Source organism: Paenirhizobium selenitireducens ATCC BAA-1503 (assembly GCF_900492185.1).
GTDB classification, from domain to species: Bacteria; Pseudomonadota; Alphaproteobacteria; order Rhizobiales; family Rhizobiaceae; genus Allorhizobium; species Allorhizobium selenitireducens_A.
Window position 1 is genome coordinate 161,074 of record NZ_UEYP01000003.1, and the last position, 18,319, is coordinate 179,392.

Genomic DNA, 18,319 nt, shown 5'->3' on the forward strand with positions numbered 1-18,319 from the left:
CTTGTCGTCAGGCGGCCGAGGTGATGAGCCGCCGGCCAAGCATCTCGCAAAGCCCGCGTTCCTCGGCAGTAAACTCGGTTCCCGTGATCGCGCCGAATGTCCTCGCCGCCTCCTGGCTGCGGGCCTTGGCATCGCCAAGGGCGTCTGGGCCTGTCAGCCTGAACGAGACGGCCGACAGCGGCCCAAACAGAAGTGCCCGCTCCAGATCCGGCCATTCGCCCGGGTGCGGCTCGACGCCGGCATGACCAGCGAACATCAGCGCCGCCGCATTCATCGGCATGCTCGGCGGGCCGGCGCGCATCGCCCTACTACGCGCCACACCGTCGCGCATTTCCGCCTGCGACGGCATCGGCCGCAGACCGGCGAAACAATAGCTGATCCACCGCGCCTGAAGCTCGAGCACGGGAAGATAGGGTCCGACGAGATCGTAGAGCCCCAGAAAGGCCAGCCCCGGCAGATCCGGATGGAAGCTGTGTTCGTGCAGATCGAGATGGCTCTCGTCCAGATCAACCGCCTTGGCGATGTCGGCACCAAGCCACGGCAGCGAGAGGCGGTAACCGGTACCGAAGACGATGCCGTCCGCATCGAAGGCAGAGCCGTCATCGAACAGAACCCTGCCACCCTCGATCCTGCGGATCCAGGGCGCAACGGTAATCCGCCCTTCGGCGACCGCCGGCAGGAAATGATGCGACTGGGTGATACCCGCCGCGAAGATGTTCTCGTCCGGGGCCGGCGCGCCGAACTGAGCCGGATTGCCCGCGACGCTGAGCACCTTTGCCTTCAAACCGGCTGCCAGCGCCTCCGGCGGAGCAACTGCCCCCAGAAGCGCCGAAGCGCGATTGAACATCACATGCTCGGTCGGCACGCCGGCGATCAGCTTCGGCAGCACGTAGCGCTGCCGCCGATTGCAGACCACCACCCTTGCGGCACCTCCATAGGCAAGTTCGGAAGCGATCTCCAGCGCGCTGATCGAACAGCCGGCGACCAGGACGTTGCGGCCGCGATAACGTTCGGCGCCATTGTACTGGGCCGCATGCACCGCGCCGAGGCTGCCGCCGAAACGGTCGAGCCCGGCGACCTCGGGGATCTGCGGCGAGCGGTGGCGACCGCTGGCGACGATCACCCGCTTGAAGATCTCCTGGCGGACCCGGCCGCCCGCGACCGAACGCACCAGCCAGCCGCCGGCCGGCGCGCGGTCCAGCGCTTCGACGCGGGTGGAGAGCCGCAGATGCGGCAGCAGGCCGGCGGTGAAGGCATAGCGCTCCAGATAATCGAGCATGTCCTCCTGGCTGACATAGGTCGGCGTGCCCGGCGCGTGGTCGAGATCGGAGAAAGCGGTCATCACCCGACTGGTATTGGTGCGCATGCCCGGCCAGGTGGCGCTCGACGCCGAGGCCGAGTTCCACTGCCCCCCGACCCGTGCGGCCGCCTCGAAGATCACCGGCTCGAAGCCGTGGGCACGCAGCCACCGACCCGCTACAAGCCCCCCCGGCCCCGCCCCGATGATGGCGACCGCATTCTCCGGCATGGTGGCTGTCTGTTCCTGTTGCATGAATTTGCTCCCTGGGCTGTGATGGAGCGTGGCTATAGGCGCATCCGCCAAGGTCGTTTCCTAAAAGCTTCCTAAGACGCGGATCGCTTATCCTAAAAGCTGCATAACTGCTGTAAGGATCGGTCCTTACGGAGGACATCATGCTGGACTCGGAGCTTGCGGCTTTCATCGAGAGCCCTGTCATGCAGATTGTCGGGACGGCCGACGCCGCCCGGCGGCCCGGGATCGCGCGCGGCGTCGGCGCCTGGTGCACCGGCCGCGGCGCCGTCGATCTCGTCCTTTCGGCCTGGCAATGGCCGCAGACCATTGCCAATATCGAGGAGAACGGCCGTATCGCGGTGACCTTCTCCCGACCTTCCGACTACGTCACCTACCAGATCAAGGGGATGGCAATCCTCAGGCCCGCCAGCCCTGCGGAGATCGAGCGATCCGCGGGCTACACGGTCTCGATCGTCTCGACGCTGATGCGCAACGGTCTCCTGCCGGAGATCATCGCCCCGTGGCTCACCGCCCGAGATGCCGTGGTCGCCACCATCAGGATATCGTCGGTCTATGTGCAGACGCCCGGGGCGCAGGCCGGCACGAAGCGCGCGAGCATTGGCCGATGACGTGGTCGCTCGTCGAACTCGAAGCCTGCTTCGAAGGCGTCATCCCGTCGATCATCGCGACGGCCGACGCCGACGGCCTTCCCAACATTTCCTACCTGTCCCACGTCGCAATCGTCGATGACGAGCACGTCGCCCTGTCCAACCAGTTCTTCGCCAAGACGGCCACCAATATCCGGCTCAATCCACAGGCCACGCTTCTCGTGGTCGACGGGCACAACGGCGCCCAGTTTCGCCTCGACCTGCGATTTGCCTATTCGATGGAAAGCGGGGCCCTTTTCGACAGCCTGGCCTTGCAGGTCGAGGCGAGCAGCGCGCAGGCAGGCATGGGCGACGTCATGCGGTTGCGGCATGTCGACGTCTTCCGCGTTCTCGACATCGTCGACACGCCCTCCCCGACCGGCACGCCGCTCGTGCGAAAGCCGGAGAGGAACCGCCTCGAGGTCACCCGTCGAATTGTCGACATGGTGGCCGCAGAGACAGACGCCGACGGGATCGTCGACGCGACGCTCAACGGAATCCGCGAGGGTCTGGGGTTTCACCATGGCCTGTTCCTGCACTGCTATCCTGACAAGGGCCAGGTGGTGGCGATCGGCAGCACCGGCTACGCGGCCTCCGGTATCGGCGCGGAAGTACCGCTCGGCGAGGGCCTGATCGGTGCAGCCGCCGAGAGCGGCAAGGTGGTCAAGGTCAGCGACATGAGCCGCATCCGCCGTTTCGGTTCGGCAATCCGCGCAACGACGCCGGACGAGAACCGTACCCGCTCGATTCCCCTGCCCGGCATGGCCGAGGCCATGAGCCAGATCGCCGTACCCCTGCTGGTGCAAGGCACGGTCGAGGGCGTGCTGTTCTTCGAGAGTGCCAGGAGGCTCGCCTTCAGCCGCGACGACGAAGCGGCGCTGGCGATCATCGCCCGCCAGGCGGCGGCGTCACTGGCGCTGTGCGAACGGCTGTCGGTCGAGGACGAGGCCCCACTTCCGCACCCCGCCGACCCACCAGCGGGCGAAACCCTCATCGACGTCGTGCATCACAGCTTCGACGACAGCGTCTTCGTCAATGGCGACTACGTCATCAAGGGCGTCGCGGGGCGTCTCCTTGTCTTCATGATGCAGCAATGCCTCGCGAACGGACGCCGGGAGTTCTCCAACCGCGAGATCCGGCTCGAGGGCACCCTCAAGCTGCCGGACTTCAAGGACAATCTCGAGACCCGGCTGCTGCTGTTGCGACGAAGGCTCGAGGAAAAGGACCTGCCGGTCCGCCTCGTTCGCCACGGGCGCGGCAAGATCGGGCTGGAGATCGACGGCAACCTGCGCCTCACGCGTCACTAGCAGCACGCCCCCCCGCGGCGGGGGTGTCAAACCCCGTTCAGCACCAGGATCAGCGGCTTTCGCGGCAGGCTGCGCACCGAGACATTGACCGTGGCGGTGTCGGCGATCTTCCAGTCGAAGCTCGGATCGAACATCGAAAGGAAGGTCTCGATCGGCGGGCCGCGCCGGTGCATCGGCAGGATGAGCGCGGAGCGCAGGCGCTTGATCGTCTCACTCATGCTGACGGCCCCCATGGTCAACCCGCCGTCGACCGGCACCATGACGACGTCCAGACGTCCGATCTCGGCGAAATGCGCGTCGGTCAGTTCGTGATGCAGATGGCCGAGATGGCCGATGCACAGCCCCGCCACCTCGAAGATGAAGATCGAATTGCCATTCGCCTCGAACGCGCCGCCCCAACTGCGGATATCGGTCGGCACGTTGCGGATGTAGGCGTCGCCGACAACGATGCGATGCTCGGCCTTCTCCCCCGGCCGTTCGTCGTTCCATCCGTGCAAGACGGTGGCAATGCCCGGATCCGGCATCAGTGTGTAGTGGCTGGAATGGGCCTTGTTCATCGTCACCACGTCGGGAAGCTGCGCGGTGCGGAGCCAGCCGTTGAAATCGGTGGCGATCGAGATGCCGCCCGGCGTTTCGATCTGGAAGGTGGAGTGCCCGAGAAAGCGGATCGTCACCTCTTCATCGAGCGCCGCCTGCAGCCGCGTCGCGGCATCCTCGGCAGGCCTGTAGGCGGCGAAGGTGACGGCCGGAAGCTTCTGCGCGACCAACTGGCACTGGCTGACCGGCGGTCGCGCATCCTCCGCGACGGCCGGCGCCGCAAGACCTGAAAGGACGCATAGGGCAAGGGACAGTCTGTGCAGCATCCGGCCGCTCCCGCAGCTCGTTTGGAAGGCCAAAGGATGCGGCAGAGCTCGGCTGCGGTAAAGCCGGCAGCCGTGTGATTGGCCTCACAATGGCGTGACCGCCAGTCGATTGCGACTAACGCCAGAAGTCCGGCACGGTTTCCGTCAGTCGCGGACCCAGCCGAAGCGGCCCGATTTTCTCGGCAAGCCCGGTGCGATCCGAAATCTCGACCCCGACGCCGCAGATCGTCGCCGGGCCATGGGCCGCCTCGAAACGACCCTTGGGCATCTTGGAAATGAACCGGTTGAGCGGCTCCTCCTTCTCCATGCCGAGCGAGGAATCATAGTCGCCGCACATCCCGGCATCCGACATATAGGCGGTGCCGCCGTTGAGGATCTGGTGGTCGGCGGTGGGAACATGGGTGTGGGTGCCGACGACGAAGCTGGCGCGGCCGTCGACGAAATGGCCGAAGCATTGCTTCTCGCTGGTCGCCTCGGCATGGAAGTCGAAGACGATTGCGTCGGCCTGTTCCTTCAGCGGGCAGGCGGCGAGGATCATTTCGGCCGACTTGAAGGGATCGTCGAGTTCGGGGTGCATGAACACCCGGCCCATGATGTTGGCGACGAGAATGCGGGCGCCGTTGCGGGCGTAGAAGATGCCGGACCCTTTGCCGGGCGTGCCGGCCGGATAGTTGGCGGGGCGCAGGAACTGGTCGTGCCGCTCGCAGAAGGAAACTGCCTCCTTCTGGTCCCAGACGTGGTTGCCGGTGGTCACCACGTCGGCACCGGCATTGATGGTTTCCAGATAGATGTCCTCGGTGATGCCGAAGCCGCCGGCGGCATTTTCGCCGTTGACGATGACGAAATCGAGCTTCAGGTCGGAGATCAGGCCGGGCAGACGCTCCCAAACCGCGGTACGCCCCGTCTTGCCAACCATGTCCCCGAGAAAAAGAAGCCGCATTCCACCTGTCCAATCGCCTTCAGAATGTTCTGAACCCGCTTTCGGTGAGGATGGCCTGCAGCCGGACGTCATGCGGTTCCGTCGGCACTTCTGACACTTCCTGGCAGTCGAATGCAATGCCGATCAGCCTGGGTTCCCTGCCTTTTTGCAGCAATCGGGTGATCGCCCGGTCATAATGGCCGGCACCGTAGCCGATGCGGTTGCCCCGGGCGTCGAAGGCGGAGAGCGGCACGAGCAGGATCTCGGGGTCGAGGACGGCAGCCTCCGGACCCGGCCCACGGGTTCCAAACCCCGTATCGACGAGTTCCGCGCCGGTCACCAGTTCGCGAAAGACGATGGTCATCCTGTCCTGGACGACCGGCAGGCACAGCCGCGCGCCGCGCGCCTTGAGCCGCGCCATCAACGGACGGATATCGGCCTCGGAGCGGATCGGCAGAAAGCCGGAAATGATCGTTCCCGGCTCGAAATCGAACGCATCCCCGCCATGGTCGGCCATGAGGAGGCTGTATTCGGTGCGCATATCCGCCGGCAGGTGATCGCGCGCGGCAAGCCTTTCATTTCGGTATCTGGACTTCAGGTCTTTGATGTTCATGCGCGCTGTGTTCCCGAGCTAGCGCGACCATAGCCGAGATGCCGGGCGTTTCAAGGCCGGCGGGACGGCCGGAGATTCCGCAGTGCAAAAAAGCCACCCGGCAGGAGTTTCGGGAAAGGCCGAATTAACATTCACCTCATAGAATACGAAGCAAGCTCACCAAGGAACTCTGCGCATGAAAATCTTCTCCCGCTTCGGTCTGGTCGGCACTGTCACCGCCATGACGATCCTGATACTGATGGCATCGCTGGGCGCAGTCGCCTGGGTGATCTCCGGCAACATTGCCGCCCGCATCGGCGAACAGGCCATTGCCAGCCAGAACACCAGCCTGAGGACCGCGGCGACGATCGTCGAGCGCGATCTGCCGGGCACCGTGGTGACCTGGGGCAAGGATGGCAATGTCGAGCGCATTGTCGCCACGGCCATCCCGAAGGAATTTGCCGCGCACGACATGATCGACAGCGTCGGCCGGATGACCGGCCAGACCGCGACGATCTTCGCCTGGGACGGCGAAAGCAAGGATTTCTGGCGCCGCACAACAAACATCATCAAGCCCGACGGCAAGCGTGCTGTTGGAACGGCCCTCGGCCAGGCAGGTGCGGTCTATCCGGTCGTCACCAAGGGCCAGACCTATCGCGGCGAAGCCGTCATCCTCGACGTGCCGTATTATACGATCTATCAGCCGATCTTCTCTCAGGCTGGCGACGTCATTGGCATTCTCTATGCCGGCGTGCGCGCCGCCGAGATCGACGGCATGGCCAATCAGATGGCCTGGGCAATCGGAATCACCGCCCTCGCCGTCCTGCTCGTCGCAACGGTCCTTGTGGTTTTCATCGCACGGCGCATCATGGGTCCGCTGCCGCAGCTGACGGCGGTCGCCGACGCCATGGCTTCGGGCCGCCTGGACGCCCCGGTGCCGCACAAGGATATGGGCAATGAGATCGGCGCCCTTGCCCGCGCCCTCGACGTCTTCCGCGACAGCGCCCTGCAGAAGATCGAACTCGAACGCCAGGCGGCGGAAAACGCTGCGCTCGGCGAGCAGGAACACAATGAACGCGAGGCCGCCAGGGCGCGCGAAGCGCTCGGCGTTCAGCAGGCCGTCGACGCTCTTGCGGGCGGCCTCCATCGCCTCAGCGAAGGCGACCTCACCGTCCGGCTCGAGCAGACCTTCGGAGGTGGCCTCGACCGACTGCGCACCGACTTCAACCACTCCGTCGAGAAGCTCAACGGCACGCTTGCCCAGTTGCGCACCGAAACGCACGGCATCGAGGCAAGCTCCGGCGAAATGCGCTCCGCCAGCGAAGATCTTTCGAAGCGCACCGAACAGCAGGCCGCCTCGCTCGAGGAGACCTCGGCCGCCCTGGACGAGATCACGGCAACCGTCCGCAGCGCCTCCGCCAAGGCCGACGAGGCCGCCGTGCTGACGAAGTCGACCCGCCAGAGCACCGAGACGTCAAGCCAGGTCGTGTCCCAGGCGGTCGAAGCCATGGGGCGCATCGAGGCCGCTTCCGCCGAAATCTCGAAGATCATCAACGTCATCGACGAAATCGCCTTCCAGACCAACCTCCTGGCGCTCAATGCCGGTGTCGAGGCGGCACGCGCCGGCGAGGCCGGCAAGGGTTTTGCCGTCGTCGCCCAGGAAGTGCGTGAACTCGCGCAGCGCTCGGCCAATGCCGCCAAGGACATCAAGGCGCTGATCACCAAGTCGGGCGACGAGGTCGCCGGCGGGGTGACGCTGGTGCGCAAGACCGGCACGGCGCTGGGCGAAATCGCCCAGCAGGTCGCGCAGATCAACGACTACATCGCGGCGATCGCCACGGCAGCGCGCGAACAGTCGGCCGGGCTGCAGGAGATCAACACCTCGATGAACCAGATGGACCAGTTCACCCAGAAGAACGCGGCGATGGTCGAGGAGACCACCGCGGTCACCCACCGCCTTGCCGACAGCGCGACGGCTCTTTCGGGCCTCGTGGGCCAGTTCCGCACCTCCGGCACGGGCACCGCGCCTGTCGTTCAGCCGCCCGTTCAGTCGAGCAGGCCGGCCGCACGCACCGTCGCTCAGGCGACACCAGCCGCGCTCCGTCCGGCCGGGAATGGCGCACGCGCCGTCCCCTCGCCGGCCCGCAGCATGATGGGCAGTCTGACCAAGGCCTTTTCCTCCGGCAGCGCGAATACGGCAACGGCGGCATCGGACTGGGAAGAATTCTGATCGACCGGCCATGCCGGGCCAGCAGTGAAGCGAACGCCGACGCCTCCCCCCGGACGCGTCGGCGTCTTGCGTTCGGCACCCCAAATCCCTCGGAATTTTTACAGGTGCGGTGCCGCACATTTGCGCTAAACTGGCCGCCTGATCGGTGGTAACGCCATGAGGTGCGCATGTTTCTGCTGTCGCATATGCTCAAGTCCTTCATCCGCAAGGGCCAGTTGACGGTTATCGATGCCGACGGGAAGCGGCATGTCTTCGGTGGCCGGGAACCTGGACCACAGGTGACCATGCAGCTGACCGACCCCAAGCTCTACCGATCGCTGGTGTTCAAGGCGGAACTGACCGCCGGCGAGGCCTATATGGACGGCACCATGCGTTTCGAGGAAGGCTCGACCCTGCGCGACTTCCTCAGGCTTTTCTCGGTCAACCGCCTGTCCCTCGGATCCTATCCGATCCAGAAGGTGCTGCGGGCCATCAAGATGCGCTTTCGCAAGAGCATGCAGTCGAACCGCAAGGGCGAGGCCCAGCGCCACGTCGCGCACCATTACGATCTCGGCAACGATTTCTACAAGCTCTTCCTCGACGACCACATGCTCTATTCCTGCGCCTATTTCCGCGAGGAGGGCGAAACGCTGGAACAGGCGCAGCGCAACAAGCTGCGCCTGCTGGCCGTCAAGCTGAATCTCAAACCGGGCATGAAGGTTCTCGACATCGGCTGCGGCTGGGGCGACCTGGCGCTTTACCTCGCCCAGCTGGAAAATGTCGAAGTGGTCGGGGTGACATTGTCGAAGGAACAGCATGCGCTGGCAACCCGCCGCGCCGAAGCTGCCGGCCTTGCCAATCGGGTTCGGTTCGAGCTCAAGGACTACCGCGATGTGAAGGAGAGCTTCGACCGCATCGTCTCGGTCGGCATGTTCGAGCATGTCGGCGTGCGGCACTATGACGAATTCTTCAAGAAACTGAATGCGCTGATGCCGGATGACGGCCTCGCCGTCATCCACTCGATCGGCCATATGAGCCCGCCCGGCATGACCAGCCCCTGGCTGCGCAAGTACATTTTCCCCGGCGGCTATTCGCCGGCCCTCTCGGAGGTCGTCGCCGTCACCGAGCAGAACAGCCTGTGGGTGACCGACATCGAGGTGCTGCGCCTTCACTACGCGACGACGCTGGCGCACTGGGGCCAGCGCTTCGAGGCGAACCGCGACAAGGTGGTGGCCATGTATGACGAGCGTTTCGCCCGCATGTGGGAGTTCTACCTGATCAGTTGCGAGATGGCGTTCCGCACCGGCAGCCAAATGGTCTTCCACCTGCAATTGTCGCGCAAGCGCGATGCAGCGCCGATCGTGCGCGACTACGTGACGGACGGCCAACGCGCCTATATCGCGCGGGAGAAGGAACTGGGGCTCGACGTCTGAGACTTGAGATTAGTCGAGCCCGCCGAAGGTCCTGACCAGTTCGACCATCGCGTTTGCTTCCGCGGTCGCCATGTCCGCCAGGCCTTTCGCCACACCCCGGCGATCCGGCTCGCCCCGGTTCTGGCTGACCTTCCACTTGCCGTCGATCGCGGTGATCTCGACCTCGATGCCGACAATGCCCTTCAATTGCGCGGTGATGAAATCGTCCGGCGCATCGCCGACGGCCCAGGGTATCATGCGCTTGCTCTCATGACCGTCGGTCAGCCGGTCGACCTGCGCCCGGATCCACTGGCTGTCCTCGATGACCCGGACCCTGCCCCTAACCTGGACGATGGCATAGTTCCAGGTGGGCACGACCTTGCCGGTCTCGCGCTTGGTCTCGTACCAGGACGGCGTGATGTAGTGATCGGCGCCCTGAAAGACGATCAGCGCCTCCGCGCCCTTGGAAAGCGCCCGCCATTGCGGATTGGCTCTCGCCATATGCGCCTGCAGCGTGCCCAGACCATGGCTCTCCTTCGCCAGCCGGAAGGGGATCGGATTGGCGATCAGCCCGTCCTCGCCGGACGAAATCAGCAGCCCGAGCGGATGATTGCGGATGAGGGCATGCTGAACGTCGAGGCGTTCCTCGCGAAAATGCGGCGGCTGATACATGGAAAGCGTCGGTCCTTAGATGCCTGCGATCCGCCGGCATTTGACGCGGCCGGATTTCTCCGGTCAACCCCAGACCGGTTTGCGGCGATTGGAGGGGCGGGCTCAAGACGCCTGGTCGTTGCCTTCAGCGTCGAACTGCGGCGAAACGGCTGCCTGCTGGCGCAAGTGTCCGCAAGCAGTCAGATTTCTGCGAGAAAAGGTAAAGTGCGATCCACGGCAACCGATGGAGTTTTACGATCCTGGGTGCCTACAAACGTAGGTGGGCGCCGTGTGTCCAAGCCCACGGGCCTGGCCAGGGACAGCTCCCTTTGGATCGAGTATGGCCCCAGGGATTGTGTTTCCTGTCGTGAGGCGCAGACCGCTAGTCAGATATAGATCCAATTCGCGCCGGGCGCCAGTGGCCGCATTCAAACATTCGCACATTGGCGCGAATACCGGTTGGTCAGTGCTCCGGCCGTGCTGCGGGTGCCGGCTTGGCGGTCAGCTTGCGGGTGATCCCGTTCAGCCGCTCGGTCAGTTCGCCCAGTGCCGTCGTCAACATTTCCTCGCGGCGCTGCGCGCCTTCCAGCGCCCCGTCGCGTCCCTCGCGAAAAGCGGAAAGCTCTTTCTCCATTGCCGCCACGCGACGATTGACCTCCGAAAGCTCGTCCATCACCATGATGCCGGACATCACCGTCAGCCTGAGATCGCCGATCTCGCCGAACTGGGCCTTCAGATGGCTGACATAGCGGTCGAACTGCGTGGCGAGATCGATCAGATGGCCTTCCTGGCCCTCCTCGCAGGCCATGCGGTAGGCTTTGCCGTCAATCGTAACCGTGACCTGTGCCATCAATCTTCCCAAGTGCAGCCGAGTGCTCGGCTTCGCAATGCCCTGATCCGAGCGCCCTGTTCCTAACGGTCAAGAACCGCCCGGATCGTTTCCATGGCCGTCACCAGCCGCCGCGAAACCTCGCGATTGACCTCTTCCAGCCGGTTAGCGCGGAATTCCGACTGGTCGAGTTCCTGCGCCAGCCGCGAACGGTCGGCATGCACGCGGCGAACCTCGCCCTCGACCTCGCCGCTCTCGCGCTGCACCTCGATGCGCATGTCGATGGCGTTCTCGAGCCCGGCAATCGCCTGCCTGAGCGCGCCGAGCGCCGCTTCGACCGAATTCCCTGTCGGCATGTTTCCGTTCCGGCTTTGCAGAGGAGGCCGCTCGAATCGACCCTGACGTCCCGCTGCGTTGATGGCGGACAGTAAGCCCCTCGATTGCCACCCGTCAATAAATGCGGGGCTTCGGGAGGTTGCCTAAGCTGTGGACGACCGCTGCCGCGATGCCCATTTTCGGGCGCGCGCGTGCAGTGCACACAGAATAGACAAAAGCATGAATTATCCGGCGACATAAGGTCAGAACAGCCGGCATTTATTGACTCGCCCGATCCACCTGCTATGGATCAGCCGCTTTCAGACGGACCGTGCCGAGTGCCGCCGTCCCTTGAGACCCGGAACAAGCGGAACAGCCATGATCTCTCCCGAAAAACACAACCGGATGGCCAATGCGATCCGATTCCTCGCCATGGATGCGGTGGAAAAAGCCAATTCCGGCCACCCCGGCATGCCGATGGGCTGCGCCGACGTCGCCACCGTTCTCTTCACCCGGTTCCTGAGCTTTGATCCGAAAACCCCGCTCTGGCCCGACCGCGACCGCTTCGTCCTGTCCGCCGGCCACGGCTCCATGCTCATCTATGCCCTGCTCTACCTGACGGGCTACGAGGACATGACCATCGAGGACATCAAGCAGTTCCGCCAGATGGGCGCCAAGACGGCCGGCCATCCGGAATATGGCCACGCCTCCGGCATCGAGACGACCACCGGCCCGCTCGGCCAGGGCATTGCCAATGCCGTCGGCATGGCGATCGCCGAGCGCAAGCTCGCAAACGAGTTCGGCTCGGAACTGATGAACCACCATACCTATGCGCTGGTCGGCGACGGCTGCCTCATGGAAGGCATCAGCCAGGAAGCGATCTCGCTCGCCGGCCACCTGAAGCTCAACAAGCTGATCGTGCTTTGGGACGACAACGGCATCTCGATCGACGGCGCGATCTCGCTCGCCGACTCGACCGACCAGCACGCCCGCTTCAAGGCCTCCGGCTGGAACACGCTGGCCGTCGATGGTCATGATCCGGAAGCGATTGCCGCCGCCATCGAGACCGCCAAGAGGTCTGACAAGCCTACCCTGATCGCGTGCAAGACGGTCATCGGCTTCGGTTCGCCGAACAAGGCCGGCACCCACAAGGTGCACGGCTCGCCGCTCGGCGCCGATGAGATTGCCGCCACCCGCAAGGCGCTCGGCTGGGCCGAGGAAGCCTTCGTGGTTCCCGCCGACGTGCTCGACGCCTGGCGGCTTGCCGGCCTGCGCTCGACCAAGACGCGCATGGACTGGGAAGCGCGCCTCGCCGCCAGCCCAGCCGACAAGAAGGCCGAATTCACCCGCCGCTTCGCCGGCGACCTGCCGGGCAATTTCGCCGCCGCCGTCGACTCCTACAAGAAGAAGCTCGCCGAAACCAAGCCGACGGTCGCCACCCGCAAGGCTTCCGAGGATGCGCTGGAAGTCATCAACGGCGTTCTGGCCGAAACGCTCGGCGGCTCGGCCGACCTGACCGGCTCCAACAACACCAAGACGAGCCAGACCAAGTCGATCACCCCGGACGATTTCTCCGGCCGTTACATTCACTACGGCATCCGCGAGCACGGCATGGCGGCCGCCATGAACGGGATCGCGCTGCATGGCGGCCTGATCCCCTATTCCGGCGGCTTCCTGATCTTCTCGGACTATTGCCGTCCGTCGATCCGCCTCGCCGCGCTGATGGGCATCCGCGTCATCCACGTGCTGACGCATGACTCGATCGGCCTTGGCGAAGACGGCCCGACCCACCAGCCGGTCGAGCACATGGCGGCCCTTCGTGCCATCCCGAACCTCTTGATGTTCCGTCCGGCCGACGCGACCGAGACGGTCGAGTGCTGGCAGATCGCATTGGAAAACAAGCATCGTCCATCGGGCCTTGCCTTGACCCGCCAGAACCTGGTGGCCGCCCGCACCGACTATGAGGAGAAGAACCTCTGCAGCTTCGGCGCCTATGAACTGGTTTCGGCCAGCGACGCCAAGGTATCGATCTTCGCCTCCGGCTCGGAAGTCGAGATCGCGCTGAAGGCCCAGCAGATGCTGGCCCAGAAGGGCATTTCCGCCCGGGTCGTTTCCGTTCCCTGCTTCGAACTGTTCTTCGAGCAGCCGGAAGCCTATCGCCAGGCGATGATCGGTTCCGCTACCGTCAATATCGCCGTCGAAGCCGGCATCCGCCAGGGCTGGGATAGTTTCATCGGCTCGAACGGCACCTTCATCGGCATGAAGTCCTTCGGCGCATCCGCCCCTGCCAAGGAACTCTACAAGCATTTCGGCATCACCCCGGAAGCGGTCGTCGCCGCCGCCGAGGCAAAGCTCGCCTGATAGGTCAAATTGTCGCATGGGCGTTTCCGGACGCCCATTCTTCCCATAATCTGAAGTTCTGATTTGAAACGCGGGAGTGAACCAATGACTGTGAAAGTTGCCATTAACGGCTTCGGCCGCATCGGCCGCAACGTGCTGCGCGCCATCGTCGAATCCGGTCGTACCGACATCGAAGTCGTCGCCATCAACGACCTGGGCCCGGTCGAGACCAATGCCCATCTGCTGCGTTACGACAGCATTCACGGCAAGTTCCCGGCCGACGTAAAGGTCGAAGGCGACACCATCATCGTGGCCGGCGGCAAGCCGATCAAGGTGACGGCGATCAAGGATCCGTCGACGCTGCCGCATGGCGAAATGGGCGTCGACATCGCCATGGAATGCACCGGCATCTTCACCTCTCGCGACAAGGCTGCCATGCACCTTCAGGCTGGCGCCAAGCGCGTCATCGTCTCGGCACCGGCCGACGGCGCCGACCTGACGGTCGTCTACGGCGTCAACCACGACAAGCTGACCAAGGATCACCTGGTCATCTCCAACGCCTCCTGCACCACCAACTGCCTGGTTCCGGTGGTCAAGGTCCTCAATGACGCGATCGGCATCGATCACGGCTTCATGACCACGATCCACTCCTACACCGGCGACCAGCCGACGCTCGACACCATGCACAAGGACCTCTACCGCGCCCGTGCAGCCGCCCTGTCGATGATCCCGACCTCGACCGGTGCAGCCAAGGCCGTCGGCCTGGTCCTGCCGGAACTCAAGGGCAAGCTGGACGGCACCTCGATCCGCGTGCCGACTCCGAACGTCTCGGTCGTCGACTTCAAGTTCGTCGCCAAGCGGAACACCACCGTTCAGGAAGTCAACGACGCCATCAAGGCTGCCTCGAACGGCGCGCTGAAGGGCATCCTCGGCTACACGGAGGAGCCGCTGGTCTCGCGCGACTTCAACCATGACAGCCATTCGTCGATCTTCGCCATCGACCAGACCAAGGTTCTCGAAGGCAACTTCGTCCGCATCCTGACCTGGTACGATAACGAATGGGGCTTCTCCAACCGCATGTCGGATACCGCGGTCGCCATGGCCAAGCTCATCTGATCGCATAAGAATTAGCGCTCGCTTTAAAAAGGCGGACCGGAAACTCCGGCCCGCCTTTTAAATTTTTAAGTTCCGCCCTACTCTGATCACGATTGGAGACGATTGGTTTTTCATCTCGTCTTCCGGCAGTCCTGCCAGATCATTCCACCCCCGTCACCGGCCTTGAGCGCGGGACGAAAGCACCGCCGACACCGCGTCGAGCCGCGCCCGTGGTATGACCTGATCAGGCGTGCCGGACGACGGTGCGGTTGATGAGAGGGGCAAGTGGTGGACGAATTTTACGCTATTACGCTGGTCGCTACGGCGCTCGTTCTCCTGGCCGCATTCTCCAGCCTGATCGCCTTTCGCTTCGGCGCCCCCTTGCTTCTTCTGTTCCTGGTGATCGGCCTCGTGACCGGTGTCGATGGCCTTGGCATCGAATTCTCCGACAATGCCTTTGCCTATGCTCTCGGCTCGATCGCGCTTGCCGTCATCCTGTTCGATTCGGGCTACGGCACGTCCTTGCAGTCCTTCAAGCTCTCGGCATTCCCCGCCCTGACGCTCGCCACGGCCGGCGTGCTGATCACCGCCGGCATGTTCGGCCTGATGGCCCATCTCCTGCTCGATTTTTCCGTGATCGAGGGGCTGTTGCTCGGCTCCATCGTCGCCTCGACCGATGCCGCGGCGGTATTCTTCCTGCTGCGCATCGGCGGGATCAACATCCGCGACCGGGTTCGCTCCACGCTCGAAGTCGAATCCGGCACCAACGATCCCATGGCGATCTTCCTGACCATGGCGCTCGTCCAGTTGCTGGCGAACGGCGATGGCGCCTCGGGCTTCGACATGGAACTTCTGCGCCTGTTCGTCGAGCAGATGGGTCTCGGCCTTGGTCTCGGCCTGATCGGCGGGGCGCTGATCGTCTTCATCCTGAAGCGCATCTCGGTGGAGCGTGGCCTCGCCCCGATCTTCATGCTGGCCATGGCCATGCTGATTTTCGCCTATACCGGTGCGGTCGGCGGCAGCGGCTTCCTCGCGGTTTACGTCGCCGGCATCTATGCCGGCAGCCAGAAGATACCGGCCAGCGGCGCCATCAGGCGCTTCCAGGACGGCATGACATGGCTGGCACAGATCGTCATGTTCCTGGTCCTCGGCCTGCTGGCCACGCCGTCTCAGTTTCCTTCGATCCTGCTGCCGGCCATCCTGCTGGGGCTCTTCCTTGTCTTCGTCGCCCGGCCGCTCGCCGTCTGGGTCTGTCTCCTCCCCTTCGACTTCACCCAGCGCGAAACCGGCTTCATCGCCTGGGTCGGCCTGCGCGGTGCCGTCTCGATCCTTCTCGCCATCCTGCCGATCCTCGGCAAGCTCGAGGACGGCCAGCTCTACTTCAACATGGCCTTCCTCGTGGTGATGATCTCGCTCGTCCTGCAGGGCTGGACCATCAAGCCGGTGGCGCGCAAGCTCGGCCTCATCATCCCCCCGCGCATCGGCGCGATCGACAAGCTGGAACTTGACCTGCCGGGGACCGCCCATCACGAACTTCTCGCCTACCGCGTCGTCGCCGACAGCCCGGTCCTGCGCGGCGAGCGCATTCCGCGCTGGGCCATGCCGTCGCTGGTCATCCGCGACGGCAAGTCGATGCGCTACCAATATGCCGGACGCCTGCGCGAAAGCGATCAGGTCTACCTGTTCATCGCCCCGGGCTATTCCAAGCTGCTCGACCGCCTGTTCGCCAGCAAGGCGCCGGTGGAAGAGGATGACAGCGAGTTCTTCGGCACCTTCGCCATCGCCCCCTCGACCCGGGTCGACGACCTCGACCAGGCCTATGGACCGCTCACCATCAATGATGCCGACCGCGCCAAGACGGTGGCCGAGCTGATCTCGCAACGCCTCGGCGGACAGGCCGACTATGCCGACCGCGTGCGCCTCGGGACAATCGTGCTGATCGTCCGCGATCTCGACGAGACGGGACATATCGCCTCGGTCGGCGTATCGCTCGAGCCCGTGGCCCCGGCCACCAACCTGCCGATCTTCCTCAACATTCGCGAGCTGGCCCATGCGCTCCGCGACTATATGCGCAGGAAACGCGCCAAGGCCGGCGAAGGCAAAAAATGATCCGGTCGCCTTGCGCAGCCGTTCAGGCGGTGTAAGGTCCGACCCCGTCAGCCCCATTCCAGCAACACCTTAACGACGGGTATCCTCATGCCGGCTTTCAAGACACTCGACGATCTCACCGACATCGCGGGCAAGCGCGTGCTTGTGCGCGTCGACCTCAATGTTCCGGTCTCCGACGGCAAGGTCAGCGACACGACCCGTATCGAACGCGTTGCGCCGACCATCAAGGAACTATCCGACAAGGGCGCCAAGGTCATCCTTCTCGCCCATTTCGGCCGCCCCAAGGGAGAGCCGGTCGCCGACCAGTCGCTGTCGCTGATTGCGCCCTCCGTCGAGGAAGTGCTGGACCACAAGGTTGCCTTTGCTTCCGATTGCATCGGGGCGCCCGCCGCCGACGCCATCGCCGGGATGGAAAACGGCGACATCCTGCTTCTGGAAAACACCCGTTTCCACAAGGGCGAGGAAAAGAACGAAGCAGGCTTCGTCGCGGAGCTCGCGAAGAGCGGCGACATCTTCGTCAACGACGCCTTCTCCGCCGCCCACCGGGCGCACGCCTCGACCGAGGGCCTAGCCCACCACATGCCGGCCTATGCCGGCCGTACCATGCAGGCCGAACTCGAAGCGCTGGAAAAGGGCCTCGGCAAGCCGGTCCGCCCCGTTGTCGCCATTGTCGGCGGCGCCAAGGTCTCGACCAAGATCGACCTTCTGTCCAACCTGGTGAAGAAGGTCGACGCGCTGGTGATCGGCGGCGGCATGGCCAACACCTTCCTGGCGGCAAAGGGCATCAATGTCGGCAAATCGCTGTGCGAACATGACCTCGCCGAGACCGCCAAGCAGATCATGGCCAATGCCGAAGCCGCCGGCTGCGCCATCGTGCTTCCGGTCGACGGCGTCGTCGCCCGCGAATTCAAGGCGGGTGCTGCCAACGAGACCGTGGCGATCGACGCCATCCCGGCCGATGCCATGGTGCTCGACGTCGGTCAGAAGTCGATCGAGGCGATCAACGAGTGGATCTCCAAGGCTGAAACACTGGTTTGGAACGGCCCGCTCGGCGCCTTCGAGATCGCCCCCTTCGACACCGCCACCGTGGCTGCCGCCAAGCACGCCGCGGAGCGCACCCGCGCCGGCAAACTGGTCTCGGTCGCCGGCGGCGGCGATACGGTCTCCGCATTGAACCATGCCGGCGTGGCCGACGACTTCTCCTACGTCTCGACCGCCGGTGGCGCTTTCCTCGAATGGATGGAAGGCAAGGAACTGCCGGGCGTGGCCGTCCTGATCGCCGAAAAGTGACTTCTTTGCGATGGCGGGCTTCGCGGCCCGCCATCGTTAGGCATCGACGGATATTTCCAAGACTTTCAAACGATTAAATCAATTTCAATCGTTTCAACATTTTAAGCCGCCATTTTCCTGTCGCGAAACATCTGTTATCCGCCTCATCTATATCCGGGGATTGATCAGTTCGGCGTTGCCGACTGGTCGCAAAGTCAACGAACATAGCTG

Annotated in this window: 15 protein-coding genes and 1 other RNA gene; 8 read left to right on the top strand and 8 right to left on the bottom strand. The window is 64.1% G+C overall.

Annotated elements, in window-relative coordinates; translation table 11 throughout:
* Window positions 1-7: 7 nt before the first annotated feature.
* Complete coding sequence (locus RHIZ70P_RS06985; RefSeq protein ID WP_210209734.1) at window positions 8-1,552, bottom strand: flavin-containing monooxygenase; 1,545 nt, start codon at window positions 1,550-1,552, stop codon at window positions 8-10.
* A 140-nt stretch (window positions 1,553-1,692) separates the two neighbouring features.
* On the opposite strand from RHIZ70P_RS06985, the gene RHIZ70P_RS06990 reads away from it, so the two are divergent.
* On the top strand, window positions 1,693-2,160 hold the full coding sequence (locus tag RHIZ70P_RS06990) for a pyridoxamine 5'-phosphate oxidase family protein (protein WP_235842167.1): 468 nt from the start codon (window positions 1,693-1,695) through the stop codon (window positions 2,158-2,160).
* Window positions 2,157-3,485 carry a GAF domain-containing protein gene (locus RHIZ70P_RS06995; protein WP_115669679.1) on the top strand — a complete coding sequence of 443 codons (1,329 nt, stop codon included), beginning with the start codon at window positions 2,157-2,159 and terminating at the stop codon, window positions 3,483-3,485. Before RHIZ70P_RS06990 ends, RHIZ70P_RS06995 begins: the two co-directional genes overlap by 4 nt.
* Before the next feature lie 26 nt (window positions 3,486-3,511).
* On the opposite strand, the gene RHIZ70P_RS07000 is transcribed toward RHIZ70P_RS06995, so the two are convergent.
* The 3 genes from RHIZ70P_RS07000 to RHIZ70P_RS07010 all read right to left on the bottom strand — a co-directional run bounded on the left by RHIZ70P_RS07000 (window position 3,512) and on the right by RHIZ70P_RS07010 (window position 5,880).
* Window positions 3,512-4,348 carry an MBL fold metallo-hydrolase gene (locus RHIZ70P_RS07000; RefSeq protein WP_115669680.1) on the bottom strand — a complete coding sequence of 279 codons (837 nt, stop codon included), beginning with the start codon at window positions 4,346-4,348 and terminating at the stop codon, window positions 3,512-3,514.
* A 115-nt stretch (window positions 4,349-4,463) separates the two neighbouring features.
* Entirely contained in the window at window positions 4,464-5,288 is an 825-nt protein-coding gene (locus tag RHIZ70P_RS07005; protein ID WP_115669681.1) for a TIGR00282 family metallophosphoesterase, read from the bottom strand.
* Window positions 5,289-5,307: 19 nt separating this feature from the next.
* Window positions 5,308-5,880: a 5-formyltetrahydrofolate cyclo-ligase gene (locus RHIZ70P_RS07010; RefSeq protein ID WP_115669682.1), complete on the bottom strand. Its 573-nt coding sequence runs from the start codon at window positions 5,878-5,880 to the stop codon at window positions 5,308-5,310.
* 175 nt (window positions 5,881-6,055) lie between these two features.
* Here RHIZ70P_RS07010 and RHIZ70P_RS07015 point away from each other — a divergent pair, with 175 nt between their 5' ends.
* On the top strand, window positions 6,056-8,089 hold the full coding sequence (locus RHIZ70P_RS07015) for a methyl-accepting chemotaxis protein (protein ID WP_115669683.1): 2,034 nt from the start codon (window positions 6,056-6,058) through the stop codon (window positions 8,087-8,089).
* A gap of 167 nt (window positions 8,090-8,256) precedes the next feature.
* A complete protein-coding gene (locus tag RHIZ70P_RS07020) occupies window positions 8,257-9,501 on the top strand; it encodes an SAM-dependent methyltransferase (RefSeq protein WP_115669684.1) in 1,245 nt (414 codons plus the stop codon).
* Window positions 9,502-9,510: 9 nt separating this feature from the next.
* On the opposite strand, the gene RHIZ70P_RS07025 is transcribed toward RHIZ70P_RS07020, so the two are convergent.
* The 4 genes from RHIZ70P_RS07025 to RHIZ70P_RS07040 all read right to left on the bottom strand — a co-directional run bounded on the left by RHIZ70P_RS07025 (window position 9,511) and on the right by RHIZ70P_RS07040 (window position 11,316).
* Complete coding sequence (locus RHIZ70P_RS07025) at window positions 9,511-10,152, bottom strand: FMN-binding negative transcriptional regulator (RefSeq protein ID WP_115669685.1); 642 nt, start codon at window positions 10,150-10,152, stop codon at window positions 9,511-9,513.
* 204 nt (window positions 10,153-10,356) lie between these two features.
* A non-coding RNA gene (gene ssrS / locus RHIZ70P_RS07030) (6S RNA) lies at window positions 10,357-10,515 on the bottom strand.
* Between the two features lie 79 nt (window positions 10,516-10,594).
* Window positions 10,595-10,981: a cell division protein ZapA gene (locus RHIZ70P_RS07035; protein ID WP_115669686.1), complete on the bottom strand. Its 387-nt coding sequence runs from the start codon at window positions 10,979-10,981 to the stop codon at window positions 10,595-10,597.
* A gap of 62 nt (window positions 10,982-11,043) precedes the next feature.
* The gene (locus tag RHIZ70P_RS07040) at window positions 11,044-11,316 is read right to left on the bottom strand and encodes a DUF4164 domain-containing protein (RefSeq protein ID WP_115669687.1); all 273 of its coding nucleotides are present in this window, start codon (window positions 11,314-11,316) and stop codon (window positions 11,044-11,046) included.
* Between the two features lie 337 nt (window positions 11,317-11,653).
* Between RHIZ70P_RS07040 and tkt the strand changes: the two genes are divergently transcribed.
* The 4 genes from tkt (at window position 11,654) to RHIZ70P_RS07060 (ending at window position 18,109) form a co-directional block, all read left to right on the top strand.
* Window positions 11,654-13,636, top strand: coding sequence for a transketolase (gene tkt, locus RHIZ70P_RS07045; RefSeq protein ID WP_115669688.1), 1,983 nt, complete (start codon window positions 11,654-11,656; stop codon window positions 13,634-13,636).
* An 84-nt stretch (window positions 13,637-13,720) separates the two neighbouring features.
* Window positions 13,721-14,731: a type I glyceraldehyde-3-phosphate dehydrogenase gene (gap, locus tag RHIZ70P_RS07050; protein ID WP_115669689.1), complete on the top strand. Its 1,011-nt coding sequence runs from the start codon at window positions 13,721-13,723 to the stop codon at window positions 14,729-14,731.
* A gap of 267 nt (window positions 14,732-14,998) precedes the next feature.
* Entirely contained in the window at window positions 14,999-16,819 is a 1,821-nt protein-coding gene (locus RHIZ70P_RS07055; RefSeq protein WP_115669961.1) for a potassium/proton antiporter, read from the top strand.
* Between the two features lie 87 nt (window positions 16,820-16,906).
* Window positions 16,907-18,109 (top strand): phosphoglycerate kinase, encoded by a 1,203-nt coding sequence (locus tag RHIZ70P_RS07060; RefSeq protein ID WP_115669690.1) that lies wholly within the window; start codon window positions 16,907-16,909, stop codon window positions 18,107-18,109.
* The last annotated feature ends 210 nt before the right edge of the window (window positions 18,110-18,319 follow it).